The organism is Lentibacillus sediminis (assembly GCF_002763455.1).
In the GTDB taxonomy this organism is placed as follows: domain Bacteria; phylum Bacillota; class Bacilli; order Bacillales; family Amphibacillaceae; genus Lentibacillus_D; species Lentibacillus_D sediminis_A.
In genome coordinates this window covers 69,601-90,630 of the sequence record NZ_NIXK01000008.1, presented here as the reverse complement: position 1 = coordinate 90,630, position 21,030 = coordinate 69,601, and the positions used below count along the sequence as shown (strand labels likewise).

20 protein-coding genes are annotated in these 21,030 nt (G+C 49.1%); 19 read left to right on the top strand and 1 reads right to left on the bottom strand.

The annotated features are described in order from the left end of the window. Positions 1–114: 114 nt before the first annotated feature. Genes purE through purD form a run of 12 tightly spaced genes read left to right on the top strand, consistent with a single transcriptional unit; the run spans position 115 to position 12,670 of the window. Complete coding sequence (gene purE / locus CEG13_RS14015) at positions 115–606, top strand: 5-(carboxyamino)imidazole ribonucleotide mutase (protein WP_100012521.1); 492 nt, start codon at positions 115–117, stop codon at positions 604–606. After that, positions 593–1,723: a 5-(carboxyamino)imidazole ribonucleotide synthase gene (gene purK, locus CEG13_RS14010; RefSeq protein ID WP_100012520.1), complete on the top strand. Its 1,131-nt coding sequence runs from the start codon at positions 593–595 to the stop codon at positions 1,721–1,723. The genes purE and purK overlap by 14 nt, the downstream gene beginning before the upstream one ends. Beyond that, positions 1,720–3,012 (top strand): adenylosuccinate lyase, encoded by a 1,293-nt coding sequence (purB, locus tag CEG13_RS14005; protein ID WP_100012519.1) that lies wholly within the window; start codon positions 1,720–1,722, stop codon positions 3,010–3,012. The genes purK and purB overlap by 4 nt, the downstream gene beginning before the upstream one ends. A 32-nt stretch (positions 3,013–3,044) precedes the next feature. After that, positions 3,045–3,755: a phosphoribosylaminoimidazolesuccinocarboxamide synthase gene (purC, locus tag CEG13_RS14000; RefSeq protein WP_100012518.1), complete on the top strand. Its 711-nt coding sequence runs from the start codon at positions 3,045–3,047 to the stop codon at positions 3,753–3,755. Beyond that, the gene (gene purS / locus CEG13_RS13995; protein WP_100012517.1) at positions 3,755–4,006 is read left to right on the top strand and encodes a phosphoribosylformylglycinamidine synthase subunit PurS; all 252 of its coding nucleotides are present in this window, start codon (positions 3,755–3,757) and stop codon (positions 4,004–4,006) included. Before purC ends, purS begins: the two co-directional genes overlap by 1 nt. Then, positions 4,003–4,686, top strand: coding sequence for a phosphoribosylformylglycinamidine synthase subunit PurQ (purQ, locus tag CEG13_RS13990; RefSeq protein WP_100012516.1), 684 nt, complete (start codon positions 4,003–4,005; stop codon positions 4,684–4,686). The genes purS and purQ overlap by 4 nt, the downstream gene beginning before the upstream one ends. Beyond that, positions 4,670–6,898 (top strand): phosphoribosylformylglycinamidine synthase subunit PurL, encoded by a 2,229-nt coding sequence (gene purL / locus CEG13_RS13985; protein ID WP_100012515.1) that lies wholly within the window; start codon positions 4,670–4,672, stop codon positions 6,896–6,898. Before purQ ends, purL begins: the two co-directional genes overlap by 17 nt. Continuing rightward, complete coding sequence (purF, locus tag CEG13_RS13980; protein WP_100012514.1) at positions 6,874–8,280, top strand: amidophosphoribosyltransferase; 1,407 nt, start codon at positions 6,874–6,876, stop codon at positions 8,278–8,280. The genes purL and purF overlap by 25 nt, the downstream gene beginning before the upstream one ends. Positions 8,281–8,294: 14 nt before the next feature. Next, positions 8,295–9,311, top strand: a complete 1,017-nt coding sequence (gene purM / locus CEG13_RS13975) for a phosphoribosylformylglycinamidine cyclo-ligase (protein WP_100012513.1) — start codon at positions 8,295–8,297, stop codon at positions 9,309–9,311. Further along, positions 9,308–9,874, top strand: a complete 567-nt coding sequence (purN, locus tag CEG13_RS13970; protein WP_100012512.1) for a phosphoribosylglycinamide formyltransferase — start codon at positions 9,308–9,310, stop codon at positions 9,872–9,874. The genes purM and purN overlap by 4 nt, the downstream gene beginning before the upstream one ends. A 10-nt stretch (positions 9,875–9,884) precedes the next feature. Beyond that, complete coding sequence (gene purH / locus CEG13_RS13965; protein ID WP_100012511.1) at positions 9,885–11,408, top strand: bifunctional phosphoribosylaminoimidazolecarboxamide formyltransferase/IMP cyclohydrolase; 1,524 nt, start codon at positions 9,885–9,887, stop codon at positions 11,406–11,408. A 17-nt stretch (positions 11,409–11,425) separates the two neighbouring features. Next, positions 11,426–12,670 (top strand): phosphoribosylamine--glycine ligase, encoded by a 1,245-nt coding sequence (purD, locus tag CEG13_RS13960; RefSeq protein ID WP_100012510.1) that lies wholly within the window; start codon positions 11,426–11,428, stop codon positions 12,668–12,670. Between the two features lie 385 nt (positions 12,671–13,055). Here purD and CEG13_RS13955 read toward each other — a convergent pair whose 3' ends face one another. Then, positions 13,056–14,423 carry an alanine/glycine:cation symporter family protein gene (locus CEG13_RS13955; protein ID WP_100012509.1) on the bottom strand — a complete coding sequence of 456 codons (1,368 nt, stop codon included), beginning with the start codon at positions 14,421–14,423 and terminating at the stop codon, positions 13,056–13,058. Positions 14,424–14,598: 175 nt separating this feature from the next. Between CEG13_RS13955 and CEG13_RS13950 the strand changes: the two genes are divergently transcribed. The 7 genes from CEG13_RS13950 (at position 14,599) to CEG13_RS13920 (ending at position 20,969) form a co-directional block, all read left to right on the top strand. Then, the gene (locus CEG13_RS13950) at positions 14,599–15,309 is read left to right on the top strand and encodes an AAA family ATPase (RefSeq protein WP_100012508.1); all 711 of its coding nucleotides are present in this window, start codon (positions 14,599–14,601) and stop codon (positions 15,307–15,309) included. Between the two features lie 28 nt (positions 15,310–15,337). After that, on the top strand, positions 15,338–16,060 hold the full coding sequence (locus CEG13_RS13945; RefSeq protein ID WP_100012507.1) for a 3-ketoacyl-ACP reductase: 723 nt from the start codon (positions 15,338–15,340) through the stop codon (positions 16,058–16,060). A gap of 14 nt (positions 16,061–16,074) precedes the next feature. Beyond that, positions 16,075–16,611, top strand: coding sequence for a DUF3267 domain-containing protein (locus CEG13_RS13940; RefSeq protein WP_100012506.1), 537 nt, complete (start codon positions 16,075–16,077; stop codon positions 16,609–16,611). A gap of 19 nt (positions 16,612–16,630) precedes the next feature. Continuing rightward, complete coding sequence (locus CEG13_RS13935; protein ID WP_100012505.1) at positions 16,631–17,539, top strand: aminoglycoside phosphotransferase family protein; 909 nt, start codon at positions 16,631–16,633, stop codon at positions 17,537–17,539. Between the two features lie 114 nt (positions 17,540–17,653). Next, the gene (locus CEG13_RS13930; RefSeq protein WP_100012613.1) at positions 17,654–19,396 is read left to right on the top strand and encodes an adenine deaminase C-terminal domain-containing protein; all 1,743 of its coding nucleotides are present in this window, start codon (positions 17,654–17,656) and stop codon (positions 19,394–19,396) included. Between the two features lie 166 nt (positions 19,397–19,562). Then, positions 19,563–20,651: a DUF3048 domain-containing protein gene (locus CEG13_RS13925; RefSeq protein ID WP_100012504.1), complete on the top strand. Its 1,089-nt coding sequence runs from the start codon at positions 19,563–19,565 to the stop codon at positions 20,649–20,651. A 21-nt stretch (positions 20,652–20,672) separates the two neighbouring features. Beyond that, positions 20,673–20,969 (top strand): YerC/YecD family TrpR-related protein, encoded by a 297-nt coding sequence (locus tag CEG13_RS13920; protein WP_100012503.1) that lies wholly within the window; start codon positions 20,673–20,675, stop codon positions 20,967–20,969. Positions 20,970–21,030: the final 61 nt, after the last annotated feature.

The window sequence follows — 21,030 nt, the reverse complement described above, 5'->3', positions numbered from 1 at the left end:
GGTCTGTTTTCATACGTCCTTTTTAAGAAAGTCTATTCATCTTCTCTCATTATAGAGGAGACGAATAGACTTTTTTAATTGAAAAACACAACCAATAAAGAAAGAGGGATGATCATGCCAGAAGTCGGTGTCATTATGGGAAGCATTTCGGACTGGGAAACGATGGAGCATACATGCAAGCTGCTTGAAGAATTGGGCGTTGCCTATGAAAAGAATGTCATATCTGCACACCGCACGCCGGATGACATGTTTACATATGCCAAAGAAGCGCGGGGTCGCGGGCTCAAAGTCATCATTGCCGGAGCGGGCGGTGCGGCCCACTTGCCGGGCATGGTGGCGGCACAGACCACCCTCCCTGTAATCGGCGTTCCTGTCGAAAGTAAAGCACTGAGCGGGCTGGACTCCTTACTGTCGATCGTGCAAATGCCTGGCGGTGTGCCGACAGCCACAGTGGCAATCGGTAAATCCGGGGCAAAGAATGCGGCGATCCTTGCGACAGAAATCCTTGGTGCTTTCCAGCCGGATTTTGCCGAGAAGCTGGCTGAATACCGGAAAACCATGCAAAAAAAAGTAACAGAAATGAGGGAAGACCTTGCCAAACAATAACATTTTACCGCCAGGAATGATTGGGATAATCGGTGGCGGACAGCTTGGACGAATGATGGCTATTGCAGCAAAGCAGATGGGCTATTCAGTAGCCGTCCTTGATCCAAAAACAAATTGCCCGGCTGCCCAGGTGGCCGACAGACAAATTACCGCGGCCTATGATGACAGAGAGGCAATTGAAGAACTCACTCAACTCAGTGACGTGGTGACCTATGAATTTGAAAATGTTGATCTGGAATCTGCAGCATATATAGAAGTTGAGGGTAAATTGCCGCAGGGAGCGTATGCCTTGGAAATTACCCAAAACCGGCAGAAAGAAAAGGAAATCATGAAGGCTTGCGATCTGCCGGTTCCGGCATTTGCCATCGTGACAAATGGCGGGGAATGTGAAGCCGCATTGAGCAATTTCACCTATCCAGTGGTCATTAAAACATGCAGCGGCGGCTACGACGGGAAAGGACAGCTGAAATTAAACAGCGCGGACGACGCCCGGCAAGCGATTGATTTTGCCGAGGAAAACGAGCACTGCATTATCGAACAGTGGATTCCTTTTGATAAAGAAATTTCCGTAGTATTCACGAGATCCCTGGACGGCGAAACAGCCTTTTTCCCGATTGCGGAAAATGAACATAAAAACCACATTCTTTACCAGACAACGATACCTGCAGCAGTCAGTGAAGCTGTTCAGGAAAAGGCCTATGCAGCAGTCAACAAACTTGCGGATAAAATGAATGTGGTCGGCACATTCGCTGTCGAGCTGTTTGTTAAAGGGGAAGAGATTTTTCTTAATGAAATGGCACCGCGGCCGCATAATTCCGGGCATTATACCATTGAGGCATGTAATATTTCGCAGTTTGGCCAGCATATCCGCGCGATCTGCGGACTGCCATTGATGGACGTCACTCTCCTTCAGCCAGCTGTTATGGTAAATATTCTGGGCGAGGATATGGAAGAAGTGCTGCATGCACTGCCTATTGCAGAGAATGGCTTCATCCATCTGTACGGCAAGTCCGAAGCGAAAACAAAACGAAAAATGGGCCATGTCACATTTATTGCAGCATCACAAGAGAAAATTCAGCAGCAGCTGCAGCAATTCGAGGAGGCAAAACAACGATGATTGAACGGTATACCAGAGAGGAAATGGGTGCAATTTGGACGGATGAGAACCGCTTTAAAGCTTGGCTGGAGGTAGAGATTCTGGCCTGTGAAGCGTGGAGCGAACTGGGCGTGATCCCGGAGCAGGATGTGAAGGAGCTGCGCGCAAATGCCTCTTTCGATATTGACCGGATTCTGGAAATTGAACAGGAGACAAGGCATGATGTCGTTGCCTTTACGCGGGCCGTTTCCGAAACACTGGGCGATGAGCGCAAATGGGTGCATTACGGCCTGACCTCCACGGATGTTGTGGACACCGCGCTTTCCTACCTGTTAAAGCAGGCAAATGACATCATCCGCAATGACATCACCCAGTTCATCGAAATTTTAAAGGATAAGGCGACCCGGCATAAGCATACCGTCATGATGGGTCGGACACATGGGGTGCATGCAGAACCGACGACGTTCGGACTGAAGCTCGCCCTGTGGTATGAAGAAATGAAGCGGAACCTGGAGCGGTTTGATCAGGCGGCAGCGAATGTGGAATTCGGCAAGCTGTCCGGGGCAGTCGGCACTTATGCGAATATCGATCCATTTGTCGAGCAGTATGTTTGTGAAAAACTCGGATTGACACCGGCGCCTGTTTCCACGCAAACCCTGCAGCGCGACCGGCATGCGGCTTATATGTCTGCACTCGCCCTTGTCGCCACATCGGTCGAAAAATTTGCCACCGAGATCCGCGGCCTGCAAAAAACGGAAACACGGGAAGTAGAGGAGCGGTTTGCCAAGGGGCAGAAAGGTTCTTCGGCCATGCCGCACAAGCGCAATCCAATCGGCTCGGAGAACATGACAGGAATGGCCAGGGTCGTGCGCGGCTATATGATGACCGCATATGAAAATGTCTCACTCTGGCATGAACGCGATATTTCCCATTCCTCTGCGGAGCGGGTGATTTTGCCGGATGCGACCATTGCTCTGAATTATATGCTCAACCGGTTTGCCGGGATTATCAAAAATCTCACCGTTTTCCCGGAAAATATGAAGCGGAATATCGACCGGACCCATGGCGTGATTTTTTCCCAGCGAGTTCTTCTGTCGCTGATCGATAAAGGGATGGCCCGGGAAACTGCCTATGATACGGTCCAGCCAAAAGCCATGCAGGCGTGGGAGGAAGCCACATCGTTTAAAAAGCTGGTGGAAGCGGATGAAACGATTACCGCTCAGCTTACCAAGGAAGAGATTGAAGCCTGTTTTGACTATACCTACCATTTGAAAAACGTTGATGCGATATTTGAACGGATTGACCTATAATAATCGACAAAATTCGGGGAGTGACAGGCACCATGAAAAACACACTGCTATATGAAGGAAAAGCAAAGAAAGTATATCAGTCAGCCGACAGACCGGGACAGCTTGTTTTATCTTATAAAAATGCCGCCACTGCGTTTAATGGCGAGAAAAAGGCTACTTTCAGCGGGAAGGGGCGCCTGAACAACGAGATTTCCTCACTGATTTTTCCGATGCTTGCGAAACGTGGGGTGGAAAGCCATTTTATCGAACGGCTGAATGAAACCGAACAGCTTGTTCATCAGACCACGATCATACCGGTAGAGGTAGTGGTGCGTAATCTTGCAACAGGGAGCATTACAAAAAGGCTGGGCATCCCGGAAAAAACCGCGTTCGCCTCACCGCTGCTGGAACTGTTTTACAAAAATGATGAACTCGGCGACCCGCTGATCAATGATGCGCATACCCTTCTGCTGACAGATCTGACAGCAGAAGAGCTGGAGGAGATCAAGCACAAAGCATTGGAAATTAATCAGCAGTTGCAGCATCTTTTTTCAGCAATGAATATAACCCTTGTCGATTTCAAGCTGGAATTCGGACGGATGGCAGATGGCAAGCTTGTTCTCGCGGACGAGATTTCCCCGGACACATGCCGGCTGTGGGATAAAACAACCCAGGAAAAACTGGATAAGGATGTTTTCCGGCAGGGGACTGGCGATTTGATTACAGTGTATGAAGAAATTTTACGACGTCTGGAGGCACAATGATGAAAAAGGTAAATGTCTATATCACATGGAAGCAGGGTGTGCTCGATCCGCAGGGGAAGGCGATACAGGAATCCCTTCATTCCCTTGGATACCAGGAAATTCTCGGAGCACGCGTCGGAAAATATATCGAACTGGAAGTGGAGGAAGGTCCGGATATCGAAGGGCGTGTCAAGGAGATGTGCGAGCGGCTGCTGGCCAATCCGGTCATAGAAGATTACGAGATTGCTACCTCTGAGGAGGTGCGGTTGTGAAATTTGCAGTAGTCGTTTTCCCTGCCTCCAATTGCGACAGGGATATGTATCATGCGGTGAAAGACGTCTTGCAGGAAGAAGCTGATCTCGTATGGTATCAGAATAGCAATCTGGAAAACTATGACGGCATCCTCTTGCCGGGCGGTTTTTCCTACGGGGATTACCTTCGCCCGGGAGCAGTTGCTTCCACATCGGACATTATGCAGCAAATCAAAACGCACGCAGAAAAAGGAAAGCCGGTGCTCGGTGTCTGCAACGGATTCCAGGTGCTGACAGAAGCGCGTCTTTTGCCAGGTGCGCTTTTACGCAACAAGAATCTCGCCTTCATGTGTCATCAGGAGCCACTGGTCGTTGCCAATGCTGCGACTAAGTTTACTTCGGGATACGAACAGGGAGAAATAGTGCGCTTTCCGATTGCCCACGGGGAAGGAAACTACTATTGTGACGACGAAACTTTGGAAGAATTAAAGGCAAATCAGCAAATTGTCTTCACTTATCAGAACAACCCGAATGGATCGGCCGGCGATATTGCCGGGATTATCAATAAAGAGGGGAATGTGCTGGGGATGATGCCCCATCCGGAACGTGCCATGGAAGCACTCATTGGCAGTGATGACGGTCTCCGGCTGTTCCGCTCAATGGTGGAGAACTGGAGGGAAACCTATGCTGCAAACGCATGATATTGGCCCGGAAACGGTAGAAATGGATAAATTATACAGCGATATGGGACTGAGCGATCAGGAGTATGATTCGGTCAAAAACATCCTCAAGCGGCGCCCGAATTTTACGGAAACCGGCATTTTCTCTGTTATGTGGTCGGAGCACTGCAGCTATAAAACATCCAAACCTCTGCTGAAGCGATTTCCCACCAAAGGACCACATGTGCTGCAGGGACCAGGGGAAGGCGCAGGTGTTGTGGATATCGGCGACAATCAGGCTGTTGTGTTTAAAATCGAAAGCCACAACCACCCTTCCGCAGTCGAGCCGTATCAGGGTGCAGCTACTGGAGTTGGCGGCATCATCCGTGATGTTTTTTCCATGGGGGCGAGACCAATTGCCCTGATGAACTCGCTTCGTTTTGGAGATTTAACCACAGACCGGATGAAGTATCTGTTTTCCGAAGTGGTTCACGGAATCGCCGGGTACGGAAATTGTGTCGGCGTACCGACCGTTGGCGGGGAAGTGCAATTTGATGACAGCTATGAGGATAACCCACTTGTCAATGCCATGTGCATCGGTCTCCTGAAACATGATGAACTGCAAAAAGGGATTGCTTCCGGCATTGGCAACACGGTGATTTACGCAGGAGCTCCAACGGGAAGAGACGGCATTCATGGAGCAACTTTTGCTTCGGATGATCTGGCGGAGGATTCGGATAAGGACCGCCCTGCCGTGCAGGTTGGCGACCCGTTTATGGAAAAACTGCTGATTGAAGCCTCGCTGGAAGTCATCCATTCCGATGCGCTTGTCGGCATGCAGGATATGGGTGCAGCCGGTCTGACCTCGTCTGCCAGTGAAATGGCGAGCAAGGCAGGAACCGGAATGGAAATGAATCTCGATCTCGTGCCACAGCGCGAGCCAGGAATGAATGCCTATGAGCTGATGCTTTCGGAATCGCAGGAGCGGATGCTGCTTGTCGTGAAGCAGGGAAGAGAACAGGAAATTATCGATGTATTTGAAAAATATGGACTGCAGGCCGTTGCTGTCGGTGAGGTTATTGAGGAAAAAGTTTTCCGGATCAAGCAGCACGGCGAAGTGGCTGCAGACATTCCAGTCGACGCGCTGGCAGAAGAGGCACCTGTCTATCATATGCCTTCGGAGCAGGCGACGTATTTCAATGAATTTCAGCAACTTCCGGAAACAGTTCCGCACGTAGCGGATCATGGCGAAATGCTCATCAAACTGCTGCAGCAGCCAACCATTGCCAGCAAGGAATGGGTGTATGACCAGTACGATTCGATGGTGCAAACGAACACAGTTGTCACGCCTGGATCGGACGCAGCGGTGGTGCGCATTAGGGGAACCGAAAAAGCCCTTGCCATCTCTACAGACGCCAACTCGCGCTACATTTATCTGGATCCGGAAACCGGAGGCAAAATTGCGGTGGCTGAAGCGGCACGAAATATTGTCTGCTCCGGAGCCCGACCACTTGCTTTGACTGACGGGCTGAATTTCGGCAACCCGACAAATCCGGAAGTGTTCTGGCAAATGGAGCAGAGTGTCGAAGGAATGAGCGCTGCCTGCCGCGCTTTAGCAACACCGGTCATTGGAGGCAATGTCTCACTCTATAATCAGTCCCGCGGCAAGTCAATTTTCCCGACACCAATTGTCGGCATGGTTGGCCTGCATGAATCATTGGAACATATCACGCCGAGCCATTTCCAGTCTGCAGGTGACATCATTTATGTCATCGGGGAAACAGAAGCGGCATTTGGCGGCAGTGAACTGCAGAATGTTATCGAGGGAGAGTATACAGGCAAAGCACCAGCAATTGATCTGGAAACAGAAGCACGCAGGCAACAGCAGTTGCTTGCAGCGATCCAGAGCGGCTTGGTTCAGTCCGCCCATGATTTGGCAGAAGGCGGCTTGGCCGTGGCACTTGCGGAAAGTGTGTTTAACGGAAAAGGACTGGGGCTGACAGCCGAACTTGCTGGCGATGCGACAGTTTCCCTGTTCAGTGAGTCACAGTCACGGTTTCTCGTATCCGTTAAACTGGAAGACCAGCAGCGTTTTGAAGAGCAGATAGAAGATGCTCGGAAAATAGGCACAGTTACGGACGATCACCTTTACACAATCAATATTGACGGTAGCACTGTCATTCAGGAAGATGCGGTCAAACTTGAGGAATTATGGAAGGGAGCTATTCCATGCTTGCTGAAATCAAAGGCATAAATGAGGAATGCGGCGTTTTTGGAATTTGGGATCATGATAAAGCCACAGAACTGACCTATTACGGCTTGCATGCGATGCAGCACCGCGGCCAGGAGGGTGCCGGCATTGTCGTCAGCGACGGATTGGAGCTGAAGGCGCATAAAGGTCTCGGTCTGGTGAATGATGTGTTCAAACATGCGAAATTTGACCAGCTCACAGGACGTGTTGCTGTTGGCCATGTGCGCTACTCTACCCAAGGCGGCAAAGGAATCGAAAACGTCCAGCCGCTGCTTTTCCACACCCAGAACGGCAGCATGGCACTCGCCCATAATGGCAATATCATGAATAACCATAAGCTGCGCGGCGAGTTGGAAGACCAGGGAAGCATTTTGCAGACCTCCTCGGATACGGAGGTGCTTGCCCATCTGATCAAGCGGAGTGGTGAGAAGATCAGTGAAAAATCGATTGCCAATGCGCTCGGAAAGATTACAGGCGCCTATGCGTACTTAATTTTAACCGAAGAAAAAATGTATGCAGCGCTTGACCCAAGCGGCATTCGTCCATTGTCGATCGGCCGGCTTGGCGATGCTTATGTTGTCGCCTCGGAAACCTGTGCCTTTGACCAGATTGGAGCTACTTTTGAACGGGAAGTTTTGCCGGGAGAGCTTGTCACGATCAGTGAGGACGGTCTTTCGTCAACGCGGTTTGCGATGCGGGGGAGACGTAGCATGTGTGCGATGGAATACGTTTATTTATCCCGTCCCGACAGTGATGTTAATCGGGTGAATGTGCATGCGTCCAGAAAACGGATGGGTGCCGAGCTTGCGAAAGAGTCTCCGGCAGAAGCGGATATGGTAGTCGGCGTGCCTGATTCCAGCATCTCCGCAGCGATCGGCTATGCAGAGGAGAGCGGCCTGCCCTACGAGATGGGGATTATCAAAAACCGTTATGTTGGCCGCACGTTTATTCAGCCTTCACAGGAACTGCGGGAACAGGGGGTAAAAATGAAGCTCGCCCCAGTAAGGGGAATTGTTGCAGGCAAGCGGATTGTGATGATTGATGACTCCATTGTCCGCGGCACAACAAGCAAACGAATTGTACAGATGTTGAAAGAGGCAGGCGCCAAGGAAGTGCACGTAAGGATTGCCTCTCCGTCGATCCAGCATCCCTGCTATTACGGCATCGACATGTCCACGCGAGAGGAATTGATCGCCGCCAACAATACGGTGGGTGAGATCTGCAGCATCCTCGGTGCCGACAGTGTTTCCTATTTATCAGAGGCAGGACTGGAAAAGGCAATCGTTAAAGACAAAACGATCCATCAGGGAATCTGCACGGCATGCATGTCAGGGAATTACCCTGTTCAAGACGGAAAAAGAGAAATGTCTTATACAAACAGCTGAAGGGGGAAATGAAGATGTCGGATAGTTACAAAACAGCCGGGGTTGATGTGGAAAAGGGCTATGAAGCAGTGGAACGGATGAAAAAGCATATCGCCAAAACCGCTCGGCCTGAAGTGCTCGGGGGCATTGGGGCCTTCGCCGGTCTGTTTGATCTGAGCCAGTTTTCATACAAAGAACCGGTGCTGGTGTCTGGAACAGATGGCGTTGGCACCAAACTGAAGCTGGCTTTTCAGCTGGAAAAACACGATACCGTCGGGGTGGATCTCGTTGCCATGTGTGTCAATGACATTGTCGCACAAGGGGCAGAGCCGTTATTTTTCCTTGACTATATTGCCTGCGGAAAAAACCGTCCGGAAATGATTGAGCAAATCGTTGCTGGTGTTGCGCAGGGATGCCAGGAGGCTGGCGCGGCACTGATCGGCGGGGAAACTGCGGAAATGCCGGGGATGTATGCGGACGAAGAATATGATCTGGCCGGCTTTGTTGTAGGGGTCGCAGAAAAATCAAGATTGGTGACAGGAGAGTCGATCCAGGCGGGCGATGCCGTTGTGGGACTCGCTTCCAGCGGGGTGCATTCCAATGGCTATTCCCTTGTCCGTAAACTGATTGCCGGACTTGATTTGGACAAAACCTATCCGGGACTTGACCAGACACTTGGAGAAACCCTAATGGCCCCGACAAAAATTTATGCCAAATCGGTTGCCGCAGCACTCGGGCAGCACAACATCAAAGGGATTTCCCATATTACCGGCGGCGGTTTTTATGAAAATCTTCCGCGCATGCTCACCAAAGGTCTCGGTGTCCAGCTCGACGCAGCAGCGTGGGAAGTGCCAGCTATTTTCCCATTTTTGCAGGAAAAAGGGAATATCTCGAACTCGGAGATGTACGGTATCTTTAATATGGGGATTGGCATGGCGCTTGTTGTTCCGTCTAAAGAAGCAGCTTCACTCGTGGAACTGCTGCAGGAACAGGGGGAAACTGCATCCGTGATCGGTGAAGTTGTCACAGATGGAGGGGTGCACATCCAATGACGCACAAGGTAAAGGCGGCTGTTTTTGCCTCAGGGTCCGGCAGTAACTTTCAGGCAATTATGGAAGCGGACACGGCTTGTGAAATTGTCTTGCTGGTTTGCGATAAGGCAGGAGCGGCAGTTGTGGAAAAGGCTGCCACGCATCAGGTGCCGGTGCTGACGTTTAACCCGAAGGACTATTCATCCAAGGCGGAGTATGAACAGATGCTGCAGCAGAAATTAACAGAGGCCGGGGTAGAATGGATATTTCTTGCCGGCTATATGCGTCTAATCGGACCGGTTCTCCTGCAGACGTTTCCGGAAAGGATCATCAATATTCACCCTTCCCTGCTGCCGGCGTTTCCCGGAAAGGATGCGATTGGCCAGGCGCTGGCAGCCGGAGCCCGGCAGACAGGCGTCACCGTGCATTATATCGATGAGGGAATCGATACTGGACCGGTGATTGCTCAAGCTACACTTGATGTATCCCCAGCCGATAACGAAGCAACATTGAAGCAGAAAATTCAGAGACTCGAGCACCAGCTCTACCCACAAGTCATCAATCAGTTAATTCTGGAAAAGTGAGGGATTGTTCATGCAAAAACGCGCACTGATCAGTGTGTCCAATAAAGAAAACGTCACACCATTCGCCAAAGGCCTCGTGGAACTGGGATATGAGCTGATTTCCACTGGCGGCACATTACTTACTTTGCAGGAAGCAGGGCTGCCTGCCAAATCGGTGGAGGAAGTCACCGGGTTTCCGGAAATTATGGATGGCCGTGTAAAAACCCTTCATCCATCAATTCATGGAGGCTTGCTTGCCAAACGCGATCATCCGGAGCATATGAACCAGCTGGAAGAAAACCGCATTTCCCCGATTGACATGGTAGCCGTCAATCTGTATCCATTCAAACAAACACTGCAAAAATCTGGTGTCTCTGATGCGGAAATCATCGAAAATATTGATATCGGCGGACCGTCCATGCTGCGCGCCGCTGCCAAAAATTTCGCGGATGTTACAGTTGTAGTGGACCCGGCGGACTATGACGGTGTGTTGGCTGATTTGCAGTCGAAGCGATTAGATGAAGCAAAACGGAAAGCACTCGCAGCCAAAGTGTTTCGCCATACCGCCAATTACGATGCGATGATTGCCGGCTATTTTGCGGATGAAAATTTTCCGGAGACATACACCGTTACATATGAGAAAAAACAGGATCTGCGCTACGGGGAGAACCCGCACCAGCAGGCAGCGTTTTACCAGGATCCGCTCCAGGAAGCGATGAGCATTGCTTCCGCCGAGCAGGTGCACGGGAAGGAGCTTTCCTTTAATAATATTCAGGATGCCAATGCTGCCCTGGAGACGTTAGCCGATTATGCCGAGCCCGCGGCGGTTGCAGTCAAGCATATGAACCCATGCGGCATTGCCACGGCAGATAGAGTCTTTGAAGCATTTCAAAAAGCATATGCAGCCGACCCTTTATCGATTTTCGGTGGAATCGTCGCGATCAATCGGGAAATCGATGCCGACACCGCCGAGAAACTCAGCCAGATATTTTTGGAAATTGTCATCGCGCCAAGTTTCACTGAAGCAGCATTGGAGACATTAACCCGGAAGAAAAATATCCGCTTGCTGAAGCTGGAGATGGCGGGCAGCAAGAAAGAGCAACACAAGCTGACTACCGTTAGAGGCGGAGTGCTCGTTCAGCAGGAAGATGCCGGCGATATGACAGCTGAGGACCTGACGGTGGCGACGAAACGACAGCCGACGGAGCAGGAAATCAAGGACCTGCTGTTTGCCTGGAAAGCGGTCAAGCATGTAAAATCCAATGCCATCGTGCTCGGTAAAGACAATCAAACTGTGGGCATCGGTGCCGGACAGATGAATCGGATTGGTTCTGCACAGATTGCGATCGAACAGGCGGGGGATAAAGCTGCGGGAGCCGTTATGGCCTCAGACGCATTTTTCCCGATGCCAGACACTGTGGAGGCTGCCGTAAAAGCAGGTGTGACAGCGGTCATCCAACCAGGTGGCTCAAAACGCGACCAGGATTCCGTAGATGTCTGTGATGAACATGGGATCGCGATGGTTTACACCGGTATGCGCCATTTTAAACACTGATCAAAGGGGGTACGGAGATGAACATCTTAGTGATTGGCCGCGGTGGACGGGAGCACAGCATCATCAGCAAACTCGTGATGAGCAACCGCGTGAGCAAGCTGTATGCAGCACCGGGAAATGGCGGCATCCAGCAGCAGGCGGAATGTGTCGCCATTGATGAAATGGATATGGATGGACTCGTGGCTTTTGCCAAAGAGCAGGCAATTGACCTGACCATCGTCGGGCCGGAAAATCCATTAAATGCCGGGATTGCAGACCGTTTTCGGGAGGAAGGTTTGCGGATTTTTGCCCCGAATGAGCGGGCCGCACTGCTGGAAGGAAGCAAGCAGTTTGCCAAGGAATTTATGAAAAAATATGAGATTCCTACTGCAGGTTATGCTGTGTTTTCCGATGCTGATGAGGCGAAGCTGTATATTACAGACAAAGGTGCACCTCTTGTTGTCAAAGCAGATGGACTGGCGGCAGGTAAAGGCGTGATTGTCGCCCTGACGCAGCAGGAGGCACTGGAGGCTGTCGACGACATGCTCGTTTCAGGGAAGTTTGCTGAAGCAGGGGCGACGGTAGTGATCGAGGAATTTCTCGAAGGCCGGGAATTTTCCCTGATGGCATTTGTCCATGAGGATCATGTTTATCCGATGGTAACTTCCCGCGATCATAAGCGGGCATATGATTGGGATAAAGGGCCAAATACCGGCGGAATGGGCGCTTATGCTCCGGCAGGTGATATTTCCAGGGAGCAGTTGGCATTTTGTGAGGAAAACATTCTGCAAAAAACCGCTGATGGGCTGATGAAAGAGGGACGCCCTTTTACAGGCATCCTGTATGCCGGATTGATGATGACAGAGGACGGGCCCAAAGTCATCGAGTTCAATACCCGTTTCGGTGATCCGGAAACTCAGGTGGTCCTGCCACTTTTGAAAAATGATCTGCTGGAGGTCATCGAGGCAGTAATGGCCGGCGAGAATCCTCGATTAGAGTGGGAAGATTCTGCTTGCCTTGGAGTGGTGCTGGCAGCGAACGGTTACCCGGATTCTTATGAAAAAGGGTTGCCGGTACCGGAATTTTCATCAGGGCAGGGCACGTTCATTGTTCATGCAGGAACGAAAATGAAGGGGGATTCGCTTGTCTCAGATGGTGGCAGAGTGATGCTGGTTGGAGCCAAAGCAGAGCAGCTGAGTGTGGCGTCTGGGCGTGTTTATGGGGTTATGCATAGCGCTCCAAGTATGGAAAGGTATTTTTATCGGAATGATATTGGAATTTAATAAATTGAGGGAAAGCCATCCACGGTTGTAATGGGTGGTTTTCTTTGTGGTGGGGTTTTTTCGGGCATTTCTGGGGATCTGCCGGGTAGGATTGACCGATAGAGCTGTTCTAATGGACATTTCGATCATCAAATACGGAAGAATTGACCGATAGAGTTGTTCTCATGGTCATTTCAAGCATCTACTCCGATAAATTTGTCCGATAGAATCATTTTAACGGACATTTCAACCCTATTCTCCAAGGAGAATTCTCCAATAGAAGCGACCTAATAGACATTCCAGAATTAATAAGGTATTTTCATTCCTTATAGCTATTCTCACAGGATTTATCAACCGTTAATCTTCACAAAAAAAACAGGCCCCATAATCAGGGGCCCGGTCCCTACTAAGCTCTCCTCCTATTATCCCCAAAACCACTCTTCTCCCGTTTGCGCAGTTCAATGAATTTTTTCGTTTCATTAACTACGACACCGGAGAGAAGCAAGAGGCCGATTAAGTTCGGGATAGCCATTAATCCATTGAAAATATCTCCAAAATTCCATACGGTTTGCAGCGACATGACAGCCCCTGGAACGATCGCCAGTACAAAGATTATGCGATACAGTATGGAGAAGTTGTCGCCGACCAGGTAGGTGAAACATTTTTCCCCGAAATAACCCCAGCCCAAAATGGTGGAATAGATGAAGAATAGAACAGTCACCGCAACAATGATGCCGCCATATCCCGGAAGCATTGCTTCAAACGACTGCGACGTCAATGCTGCTCCGTTTGCGTCTGTTGTGTATAAGTTGGCCATGGTCAAGGTCAGGCCGGTAATGGTACAAACGATAATAGTATCGATGAACACCTGGGTCATGGAAATTAATGCCTGCCGTGCAGGGACATCCGTCCGTGCAGCCGAAGCGGCTATGCCTCCCGTTCCCAGACCTGCTTCGTTGGAAAACAGTCCGCGCTGTACACCCATTTGGATAACTGTCCCCAGCGCACCCCCGGCAACAGCCTGCCCACTGAATGCATCTGAAAAAATCATTCCAAAGGCAGCGGGGACTTGATCCATATGTAAAACAATAATCAGCAAGCCTGCACCAATGTAGAAAACAATCATGACTGGGACAATGATACCGGCGACCCGGCCAATACTCTTTACCCCTCCGATCAGCACCAGCCCGACGAGTATTGCCATCACTCCACCTGTGACCCAGTGCGGCACGTTGAAAACATCATTCGCAACACCGGCAGCCGCATTTGCCTGAATCATATTGCCGATGCCGAAGATTGCTGCAAAAACCGCGAAAAAGGCGAACAGGATACCAAGCCATTTCTGACCAATCCCTTTTTCAAGGTAATACATCGGGCCGCCAGACATTTCTCCTTTGGCATTTTCCTCTCTGTATTTGACCCCAAGAATTGCCTCGGAATACTTTGTAGCCATACCGACCAGTGCCGTCATCCACATCCAGAAGACAGCCCCAGGCCCACCAACAACCACAGCAGTTGCAACCCCGGCAACGTTACCAGTTCCGACTGTGGCTGCCAGTGAAGTTGAAAGCGCCTGGAATTGGGAAATATCCCCTTTCCCACCCGATTCGTCTTTCGTAAACACCAATTTCAGCGCATAAGGCAGCATTCGGAATGAAAAGAACATCAATCGTACGGTTAAGTATAATCCTGTACCTACCAGAAAAATAATTAACGGCAACCCCCAAATAAATCCGCTAATGTCACCACTTATATTTTCTAGCCAAGCTCCCATTGTTTTCCTCCCTTTTTTATTGAATTAAATTAAAAGTACAAAAATTAGGGGCGTATGTCAAGCGAATAAATGAAATTTTATAGAGGGAATTGTTTAGGTATGATAAAATTTCAAGAAAGACACCGCCAGAAAATTAACATTGAATAATTGAATCTTACACAAACGGGGTGATGTCATGTTTCTAAAAAGAATTGTGCTCAAGCAGAATAGTATTCCAAAGGATGCCTATCCTTTTTCCATTCCTTCTATTAAAAACTTCGAGCGAATGGATATTAAAAGCAATGTTACTTTCTTCGTCGGGGAGAACGGTTCCGGCAAGTCCACGTTGCTGGAGGGCATTGCGGATAAGTGTGGATTTAATCCTGCAGGTGGAGGCCGCAACAATCAATATGATCTGCATGCTTCTGAATCAGCACTGGGAGAGTATATCAGGCTTTCATGGATGCCGAAAGTCACGAACGGTTTCTTTCTACGCGCAGAATCATTCTACCACTTTGCTTCGCACATTGATGAAGTGGGAGGCTATGATGCTTATGGAGGGAAATCCCTGCATGATCAGTCCCATGGGGAAGCATTTCTATCATTATTTTTAAACCGGTTCAGCGGGAAAGCGATCTATTTATTGGATGAACCGGAGGCCGCATTATCACCTTCAAGGCAACTCTCATTTTTAAGGGTCTTGCACGATCTGGTTACAACTGGTGATAGCCAGTTCATCATAGCCACCCATTCTCCTATTCTATTAGGTTACCCGGATGCGGCGATTTATAATTTTGATGATGATCAGATTAGCGAAATGGGGTATGAGCAGACAGACCATTATAAGATAACGAAATATTTTTTAGAGAACAGGGAGCGTTTTTTGCAAGAATTGCTGAGAGATTAATTTTTCATAAACGAAAGGAAGGATAAAAATGGGACAGAACATTCAAGGAAAAATCGCATACATAACGGGTGCCGGGAGTGGTATTGGCCGAGCGACTGCTTTGCAACTGGCGAGTGAAGGGGTGCATGTTGGACTGATCGCCCGTACGGAAGAAAAGCTGAAGGCAGTGGCAGAAGAGGCTGAATCCCATGGTGTAAAGGCATTTTATGCAGCCTGTGATATTGCGGATATGGAGAAAGTAAATCTGGCGATAGACAAATTGCAGCGGGATGTCGGTTCCGCAGATATTCTCATCAACAATGCCGGTATCGGTTTACATGGGAATTTTTTGGAGATTGATCCGGAAGACTGGAAGCGCACGTTTGAAGTCAATGTTTTTGGCACCTATCATGTCACGCGGGCTGTGCTGCCGCAAATGATCGAAAAAAACAGTGGGGACATCATTAACATATCTTCCAGCAACGGACTGAAAGGGACAGCTGGATCGACGTCCTACAGTGCGTCAAAATTCGCGGTGCAAGGCATGATGGAAGCGCTGATGCAGGAAGTGCGCAGGCAGAATATTCGCGTATTTACACTGAATCCGAGCTTGGTGGCAACAGATTTGACGTTCGGTGACAACCCGGAAGCAAACGACAAAGAAAAATTCATGCAGCCGGAAGATCTTGCGGAATATATGGTGGCCCAGCTGAAACTGCATCCACGGATTTTTATTAAACAATCTTTGCAGTGGGGAACAAACCCGTTTTAGGTGGTGATCGATTGATGGGAGGAAAGAAGGAAACAGTTGTGTTCATCTCCATGGGCAAATTAAATATAGTGGTCTTGCTGGCGACCATCGGCATGCTTTTCGGAGTGTTGGTACTGCATCTTTTATTGTTTGGGGGAGGCGCCATTACCTTTACTTTTTCTGGGCTGCTGCTGTTTTTGGCTGGTATGATCATAATGGTGGTCATCCATGAAGCAATACACTTAATTGGCTTTCGCTACATTGGCGATGTGCCACGAAAAGAGCTGGCATGGGGTGTCAATTGGAAAATGGGCGTCGCCTACGCGCATGCGAAAAAGCCGATTACCGTTGCGCAAATGAAGAAAGTGCTCATGCTTCCATTTGTGCCAACGGGTCTTCTGCCGCTAATCCTAGGCGTATCCATGAATTTCTTGCCTATATCCATGCTTGGGGTTATCTTGACGGTCGGTTGTTTCGGTGATGTGGCGTTATATCGGAAAGTGATGAAATTTCCGGATGAGGCACTTGTTTTGGATCATCCGACCAAGCCGCAGTTTACTGTATATGAATGATATAGCCGGGAGGAATAGTATGAAGAGAAATTTTATAAACCAGTCCGTTATAGATTCATCTCCATATTTAAGCAAAGCTGCTTCAATCAGAGAACTGAACAAAGGCTTCTCTCATGATGAGAAATATGTAATTGATGAGAAGTACCTGCTGCGGATTTTCTCCAGTGAGGCTGATGAACAGCGAAGGGAGGAATTTTTCTATATTAATCAGGCTGCAGCATACTCAAGCTATGTCCCGGAGACAATTGACTATCAAACTCTAACTGAAGTGGGAGCAAGCTATATGCTGCTTACCTATCTACCCGGCATCGATGGCGAGGAAGCATTGAAGGAACTTACCGAAGATGAGCAGTATCAGGGAGGAGTCCTTGCTGGAAAAGAGCTGAAAAAACTGCATCAGATTCCAGCGCCTGCCGATCAGCCGGACTGGTATACCTTCAAAAAAAAGAAAAGTAACAGATACTTGGCTGCACTGGAGAAGATTGAGCTGGATCCATCCATCAAGGAATTGCTGGGCTCCTATATCCTTGAAAATGAAAAGCTGATGAAAGGACGTCCGAACACTTTTCAGCATGACGACTTCCACCCGGCAAATCTGCTGATACATAATAAAACGTTTAACGGCATTATTGACTTTCAGCGGATGGACTGGGGAGATCCGTTGCATGACCTCCACAAGCTGGGGTTCTTTTCCAAGCCGGTAAGTATTCCTTTCACCAGGGGGATTATCGACGGGTATCACGATAACCGGCCAGTCAGCGAGCAATTCTGGGAGCTGTACGCATTATACAGTGCCATGCACGTCGTGTCTGCAATTGTCTGGTCACAAAACATGGATACGAAGGAGAAACTATTAACCTATTCGCGTGATGTGATCAATGATCATGAGCAATTCACCAGAAAGGTTCCGAAGTGGTATGCCCATTAACGATCATGTGAATAACGTCACAAAAAAGTCACGACATTTAATAAAAACTTTAAAGTATTAAAGTGAAAATTATGCTAAAATAGAAGAAACCAATTGCAGAAAGTAGAATGCGTGATGCAGAATAACGAAATGTACTGGAGAAACCGTGAACTCAGGCAGCATGTCAGTGTTATTGATGGTGCAGAAGCTCCAACACTGATTTTAACCAACGGCAAGTATTTGAATATGTTTATCAAACAATGGATCCAGGCAAATATTTGGATTGTCGATGAGCGGATTGTCTATGTCGGGGAGAAGATGCCGGAGAATGCGGGTGCTGCTGAAATCGTGGACTGCAGTGGAAAATATCTGGTGCCGGGGTACATCGAGCCGCATGCCCATCCATTTCAACTGTACAACCCCGAGGAGCTGGCCAACCATGCAGCACGGTTCGGGACAACAACCCTGGTCAATGACAATATGCTTTGGCTTTTTTTGCTCCAGAGAAAGAAAGCGTTTACTTTGATGGAAGAATTTTCACAACTACCTGTTTCCATGTATTGGTGGGCGCGGTTTGACTCACAAACGATGAGGCAGGATGAAGAAGAGTTATTCAATACAGAAGAAATTCTCGAATGGATCGCTCATCCTGCGGTCGTCCAGGGCGGGGAGCTGACATCCTGGCCAAGTCTCTTGGCAGGGGATGACCGCCTGTTATACTGGATGCAGGAGACAGGCCGGCATGGCAAACCAGTCGAAGGGCATTTTCCGGGCGCATCAGAGAAAACACTGACGAAGATGAAACTGCTCGGTGTGGGGGCAGATCATGAATCGATGTCTGGCAAGGAGGTGCTTAAACGGCTGGAGCTGGGATATCAGGTGGGGCTGCGCTATTCATCGATTCGGCCGGATTTGCCAAAACTGGCGGAAGAACTATTGGAGGCAGGGCTGACTTCGTTTGATCATTTAACCTTTACGACCGACGGGGCCACGCCTGCTTTTTATGAAAACGGGCTGTTGAATGTGTGCATTGAGATCGCCATCGAAAAAGGAATCCCGGTGGAAGAGGCCTACAGTATCGCCAGCTATAATGCGGCGAGACACCTTCATCTGGATGAATTGATTGGAAGCATTTCTCCTGGCCGGATTGCCCACATTAATATTTTATCGGAAAAAGAAAATCCGCATCCGGAAAGTGTGCTGGCTAAGGGGCAATGGATTGTGCGGGATGGACAGAACCAGCAGCAGGGACCAGTGATTGATTGGAAAAAATACGGAATCGGTCCGCTTAATTTTGACTGGAATCTCGAGCAAAAAGAACTGCAATTCTCAGTTCCCATCGGCTTGGAGATGGTCAATGACGTGATCATGAACCCATACCCGATTGATATTGACATCACAACAGATGTGCTGCCGGAAAATAAAAACGATGCGTTCACCCTGCTTCTTGACAGAAAGGGGAAATGGCGGGTGAACACGACGATCCGCGGATTTACAGAAAAACTTGGAGCCCTCGCCAGCTCTTTCTCCACAACGGGAGATCTGGTATTTATCGGAAAAAGCAAGCAGGATATCCGGCTCGCCTGGCAGCGGCTGAAGGAAATCGGCGGCGGAATTGTACTTGTACATGATGGTGAGGTGCTTCTGGAAATCCCGCTCGCGCTTGGCGGATTTATGTTTGACGGGGGGATGGAAGAACTAATTGAGAAAGAGAAGCAGTTAAGAAGCATTTTGACAGAGTTCGGCTATACGTTTAATGATCCGATTTATACGATTTTTTTTCTGTCATCCACCCATTTGCCGTACGTCCGGATTACACCTCAGGGGATCATTGATGTAATGAAAAGAGAAATACTCTTCCCAGCAACGATGTGTTAGCATATACTAATAGTTATAGATAGCTTGTGGGGCGGGAAGAAAGCAACCAAAATTTCTGGACAAATAAGAACGTATATATACTTCCTTATCCTGCATAAGTTGTACTATGGCCTGTCCATGAAAATTGACGATAAGCCAAGTTTTTTTCACAAAGGTGTTGGGGGATATGAGAAAGCTTATTTTGGGGATGCTGGCGGCAGTGCTGCTGCTTGCTGGCTGTGCAGGGGAAGAGAAGGTAGCAAGAGAGAATCCACTTAAAGAACCTGGGGTGGAAATAAAGGAAGAAGCTCCCGTGGTTCAAGTAGCGGAAGAGGCAACAGCAGAAGACACGGAAGAATCCGGCCCTGTTTATCCGTTGACTGGCATAGAGGCAGATGGGGACCTCTCGAACAACCGGATTATCTCGGTAATGGTGAACAACCACACTTCTGCAAGGCCGCAAAGTGGGCTGTCACAAGCGGATATGGTATTTGAAATTTTGGCAGAGGGAAGCATCACCCGTTTTCTGGCATTGTATCAAAGTGAACTGCCTGAGGAAATAGGTCCTGTGCGCAGTGCACGAGAATACTATTTTGAGCTTGCGAATGGTTATAATGCACTGTATGTCTATCACGGCGCAGCCGGTTTTGTTAACGACATGATTGCCGAGCGTGGGATTCCACATCTGGATGGGGCGATTTACGATAATAATGGCACGCTTTTTCAGCGGGAATCTTTCCGCCAGGCACCACATAATTCCTATCTGCAGGTGGACGGTGTCTACCCGGCAGCGGAGGAAAAAGGCTACGCTACAAGCGCTGACATGGAGCCACTCCCGTTTTTGACTGCAGAGGAGACTGGAAATTTATCCGGAGATCCGGCGAACCATGTGGAAGTTGTTTATGATGATTCACCGATGGAAATAGTAGAATTTTTCTATGAAGCTGATACGGGAAAATATATCAGGTATAATGATGGGGAAGAGACGGTAGAGCTGGAATCCGGAGAGCCGATTCAGGTGGACAATGTATTTATCGTAGAGTCCCCGCATCAGATCATTGATGATGCAGGCCGCCGGGCGATTGACCTGGTCTCCGGTGGGAACGGGTATCTCATCCAGGAGGGAATCGTTCGAGAGGTGCAATGGGAAAACCGCGATGGGCGGATTATTCCAGTAATTGACGGAGAGCCAGCCGGATTTGTTCCGGGGAAAACATGGATCAATGTCGTTCCGTCGAGTCCCGGGATCGGGCAGTCTGTAACAATATCAAAATAAGATGGAGAAGGAGGGTCTGGATTGCAAATAGATAAATTACGTGGAGAGCAGCTGGATCAATTATTTGATGCTATTCTTTCATTAAAGGATCGGGAGGAATGCTACCGCTTTTTTGATGACATTGCAACCATGTCGGAAATCCACGCCCTCTCCCAGCGTCTCCAGGTGGCAAAGATGCTGACGGAGGGCCATACATACAACGCAATTGAGCAGGAAACCAACGCATCCACCGCCACCATTTCGCGCGTGCGCCGCTGTATCAACTATGGGAATGATGGGTATCAGATGGTGCTGGGGCGAGTGGAGGAAGAGGAATAAATTTTTTAAGGGAGCCGTTGCCTGGCCGGGTGGCGGTTTTTCTTTTTGTGTTGGTGGGGTG

Bases quoted from the DNA above. Each gene is read 5' to 3' on its own strand.
- CEG13_RS13950 (WP_100012508.1), top strand. From the start codon at position 14,599: ATGTTTCTAAAAAGAATTGTGCTCAAGCAGAATAGTATTCCAAAGGAT.
- purN (WP_100012512.1), top strand. From the start codon at position 9,308: ATGACGCACAAGGTAAAGGCGGCTGTTTTTGCCTCAGGGTCCGGCAGT.
- purL (WP_100012515.1), top strand. From the start codon at position 4,670: ATGCTGCAAACGCATGATATTGGCCCGGAAACGGTAGAAATGGATAAA.
- purD (WP_100012510.1), top strand. From the start codon at position 11,426: ATGAACATCTTAGTGATTGGCCGCGGTGGACGGGAGCACAGCATCATC.
- purB (WP_100012519.1), top strand. From the start codon at position 1,720: ATGATTGAACGGTATACCAGAGAGGAAATGGGTGCAATTTGGACGGAT.
- CEG13_RS13945 (WP_100012507.1), top strand. From the start codon at position 15,338: ATGGGACAGAACATTCAAGGAAAAATCGCATACATAACGGGTGCCGGG.
- CEG13_RS13930 (WP_100012613.1), top strand. From the start codon at position 17,654: ATGCAGAATAACGAAATGTACTGGAGAAACCGTGAACTCAGGCAGCAT.
- CEG13_RS13935 (WP_100012505.1), top strand. From the start codon at position 16,631: ATGAAGAGAAATTTTATAAACCAGTCCGTTATAGATTCATCTCCATAT.
- purH (WP_100012511.1), top strand. From the start codon at position 9,885: ATGCAAAAACGCGCACTGATCAGTGTGTCCAATAAAGAAAACGTCACA.
- purM (WP_100012513.1), top strand. From the start codon at position 8,295: ATGTCGGATAGTTACAAAACAGCCGGGGTTGATGTGGAAAAGGGCTAT.
- purF (WP_100012514.1), top strand. From the start codon at position 6,874: ATGCTTGCTGAAATCAAAGGCATAAATGAGGAATGCGGCGTTTTTGGA.
- CEG13_RS13925 (WP_100012504.1), top strand. From the start codon at position 19,563: ATGAGAAAGCTTATTTTGGGGATGCTGGCGGCAGTGCTGCTGCTTGCT.
- purC (WP_100012518.1), top strand. From the start codon at position 3,045: ATGAAAAACACACTGCTATATGAAGGAAAAGCAAAGAAAGTATATCAG.
- purS (WP_100012517.1), top strand. From the start codon at position 3,755: ATGAAAAAGGTAAATGTCTATATCACATGGAAGCAGGGTGTGCTCGAT.
- CEG13_RS13955 (WP_100012509.1), bottom strand. From the start codon at position 14,423: ATGGGAGCTTGGCTAGAAAATATAAGTGGTGACATTAGCGGATTTATT.
- CEG13_RS13940 (WP_100012506.1), top strand. From the start codon at position 16,075: ATGGGAGGAAAGAAGGAAACAGTTGTGTTCATCTCCATGGGCAAATTA.
- purE (WP_100012521.1), top strand. From the start codon at position 115: ATGCCAGAAGTCGGTGTCATTATGGGAAGCATTTCGGACTGGGAAACG.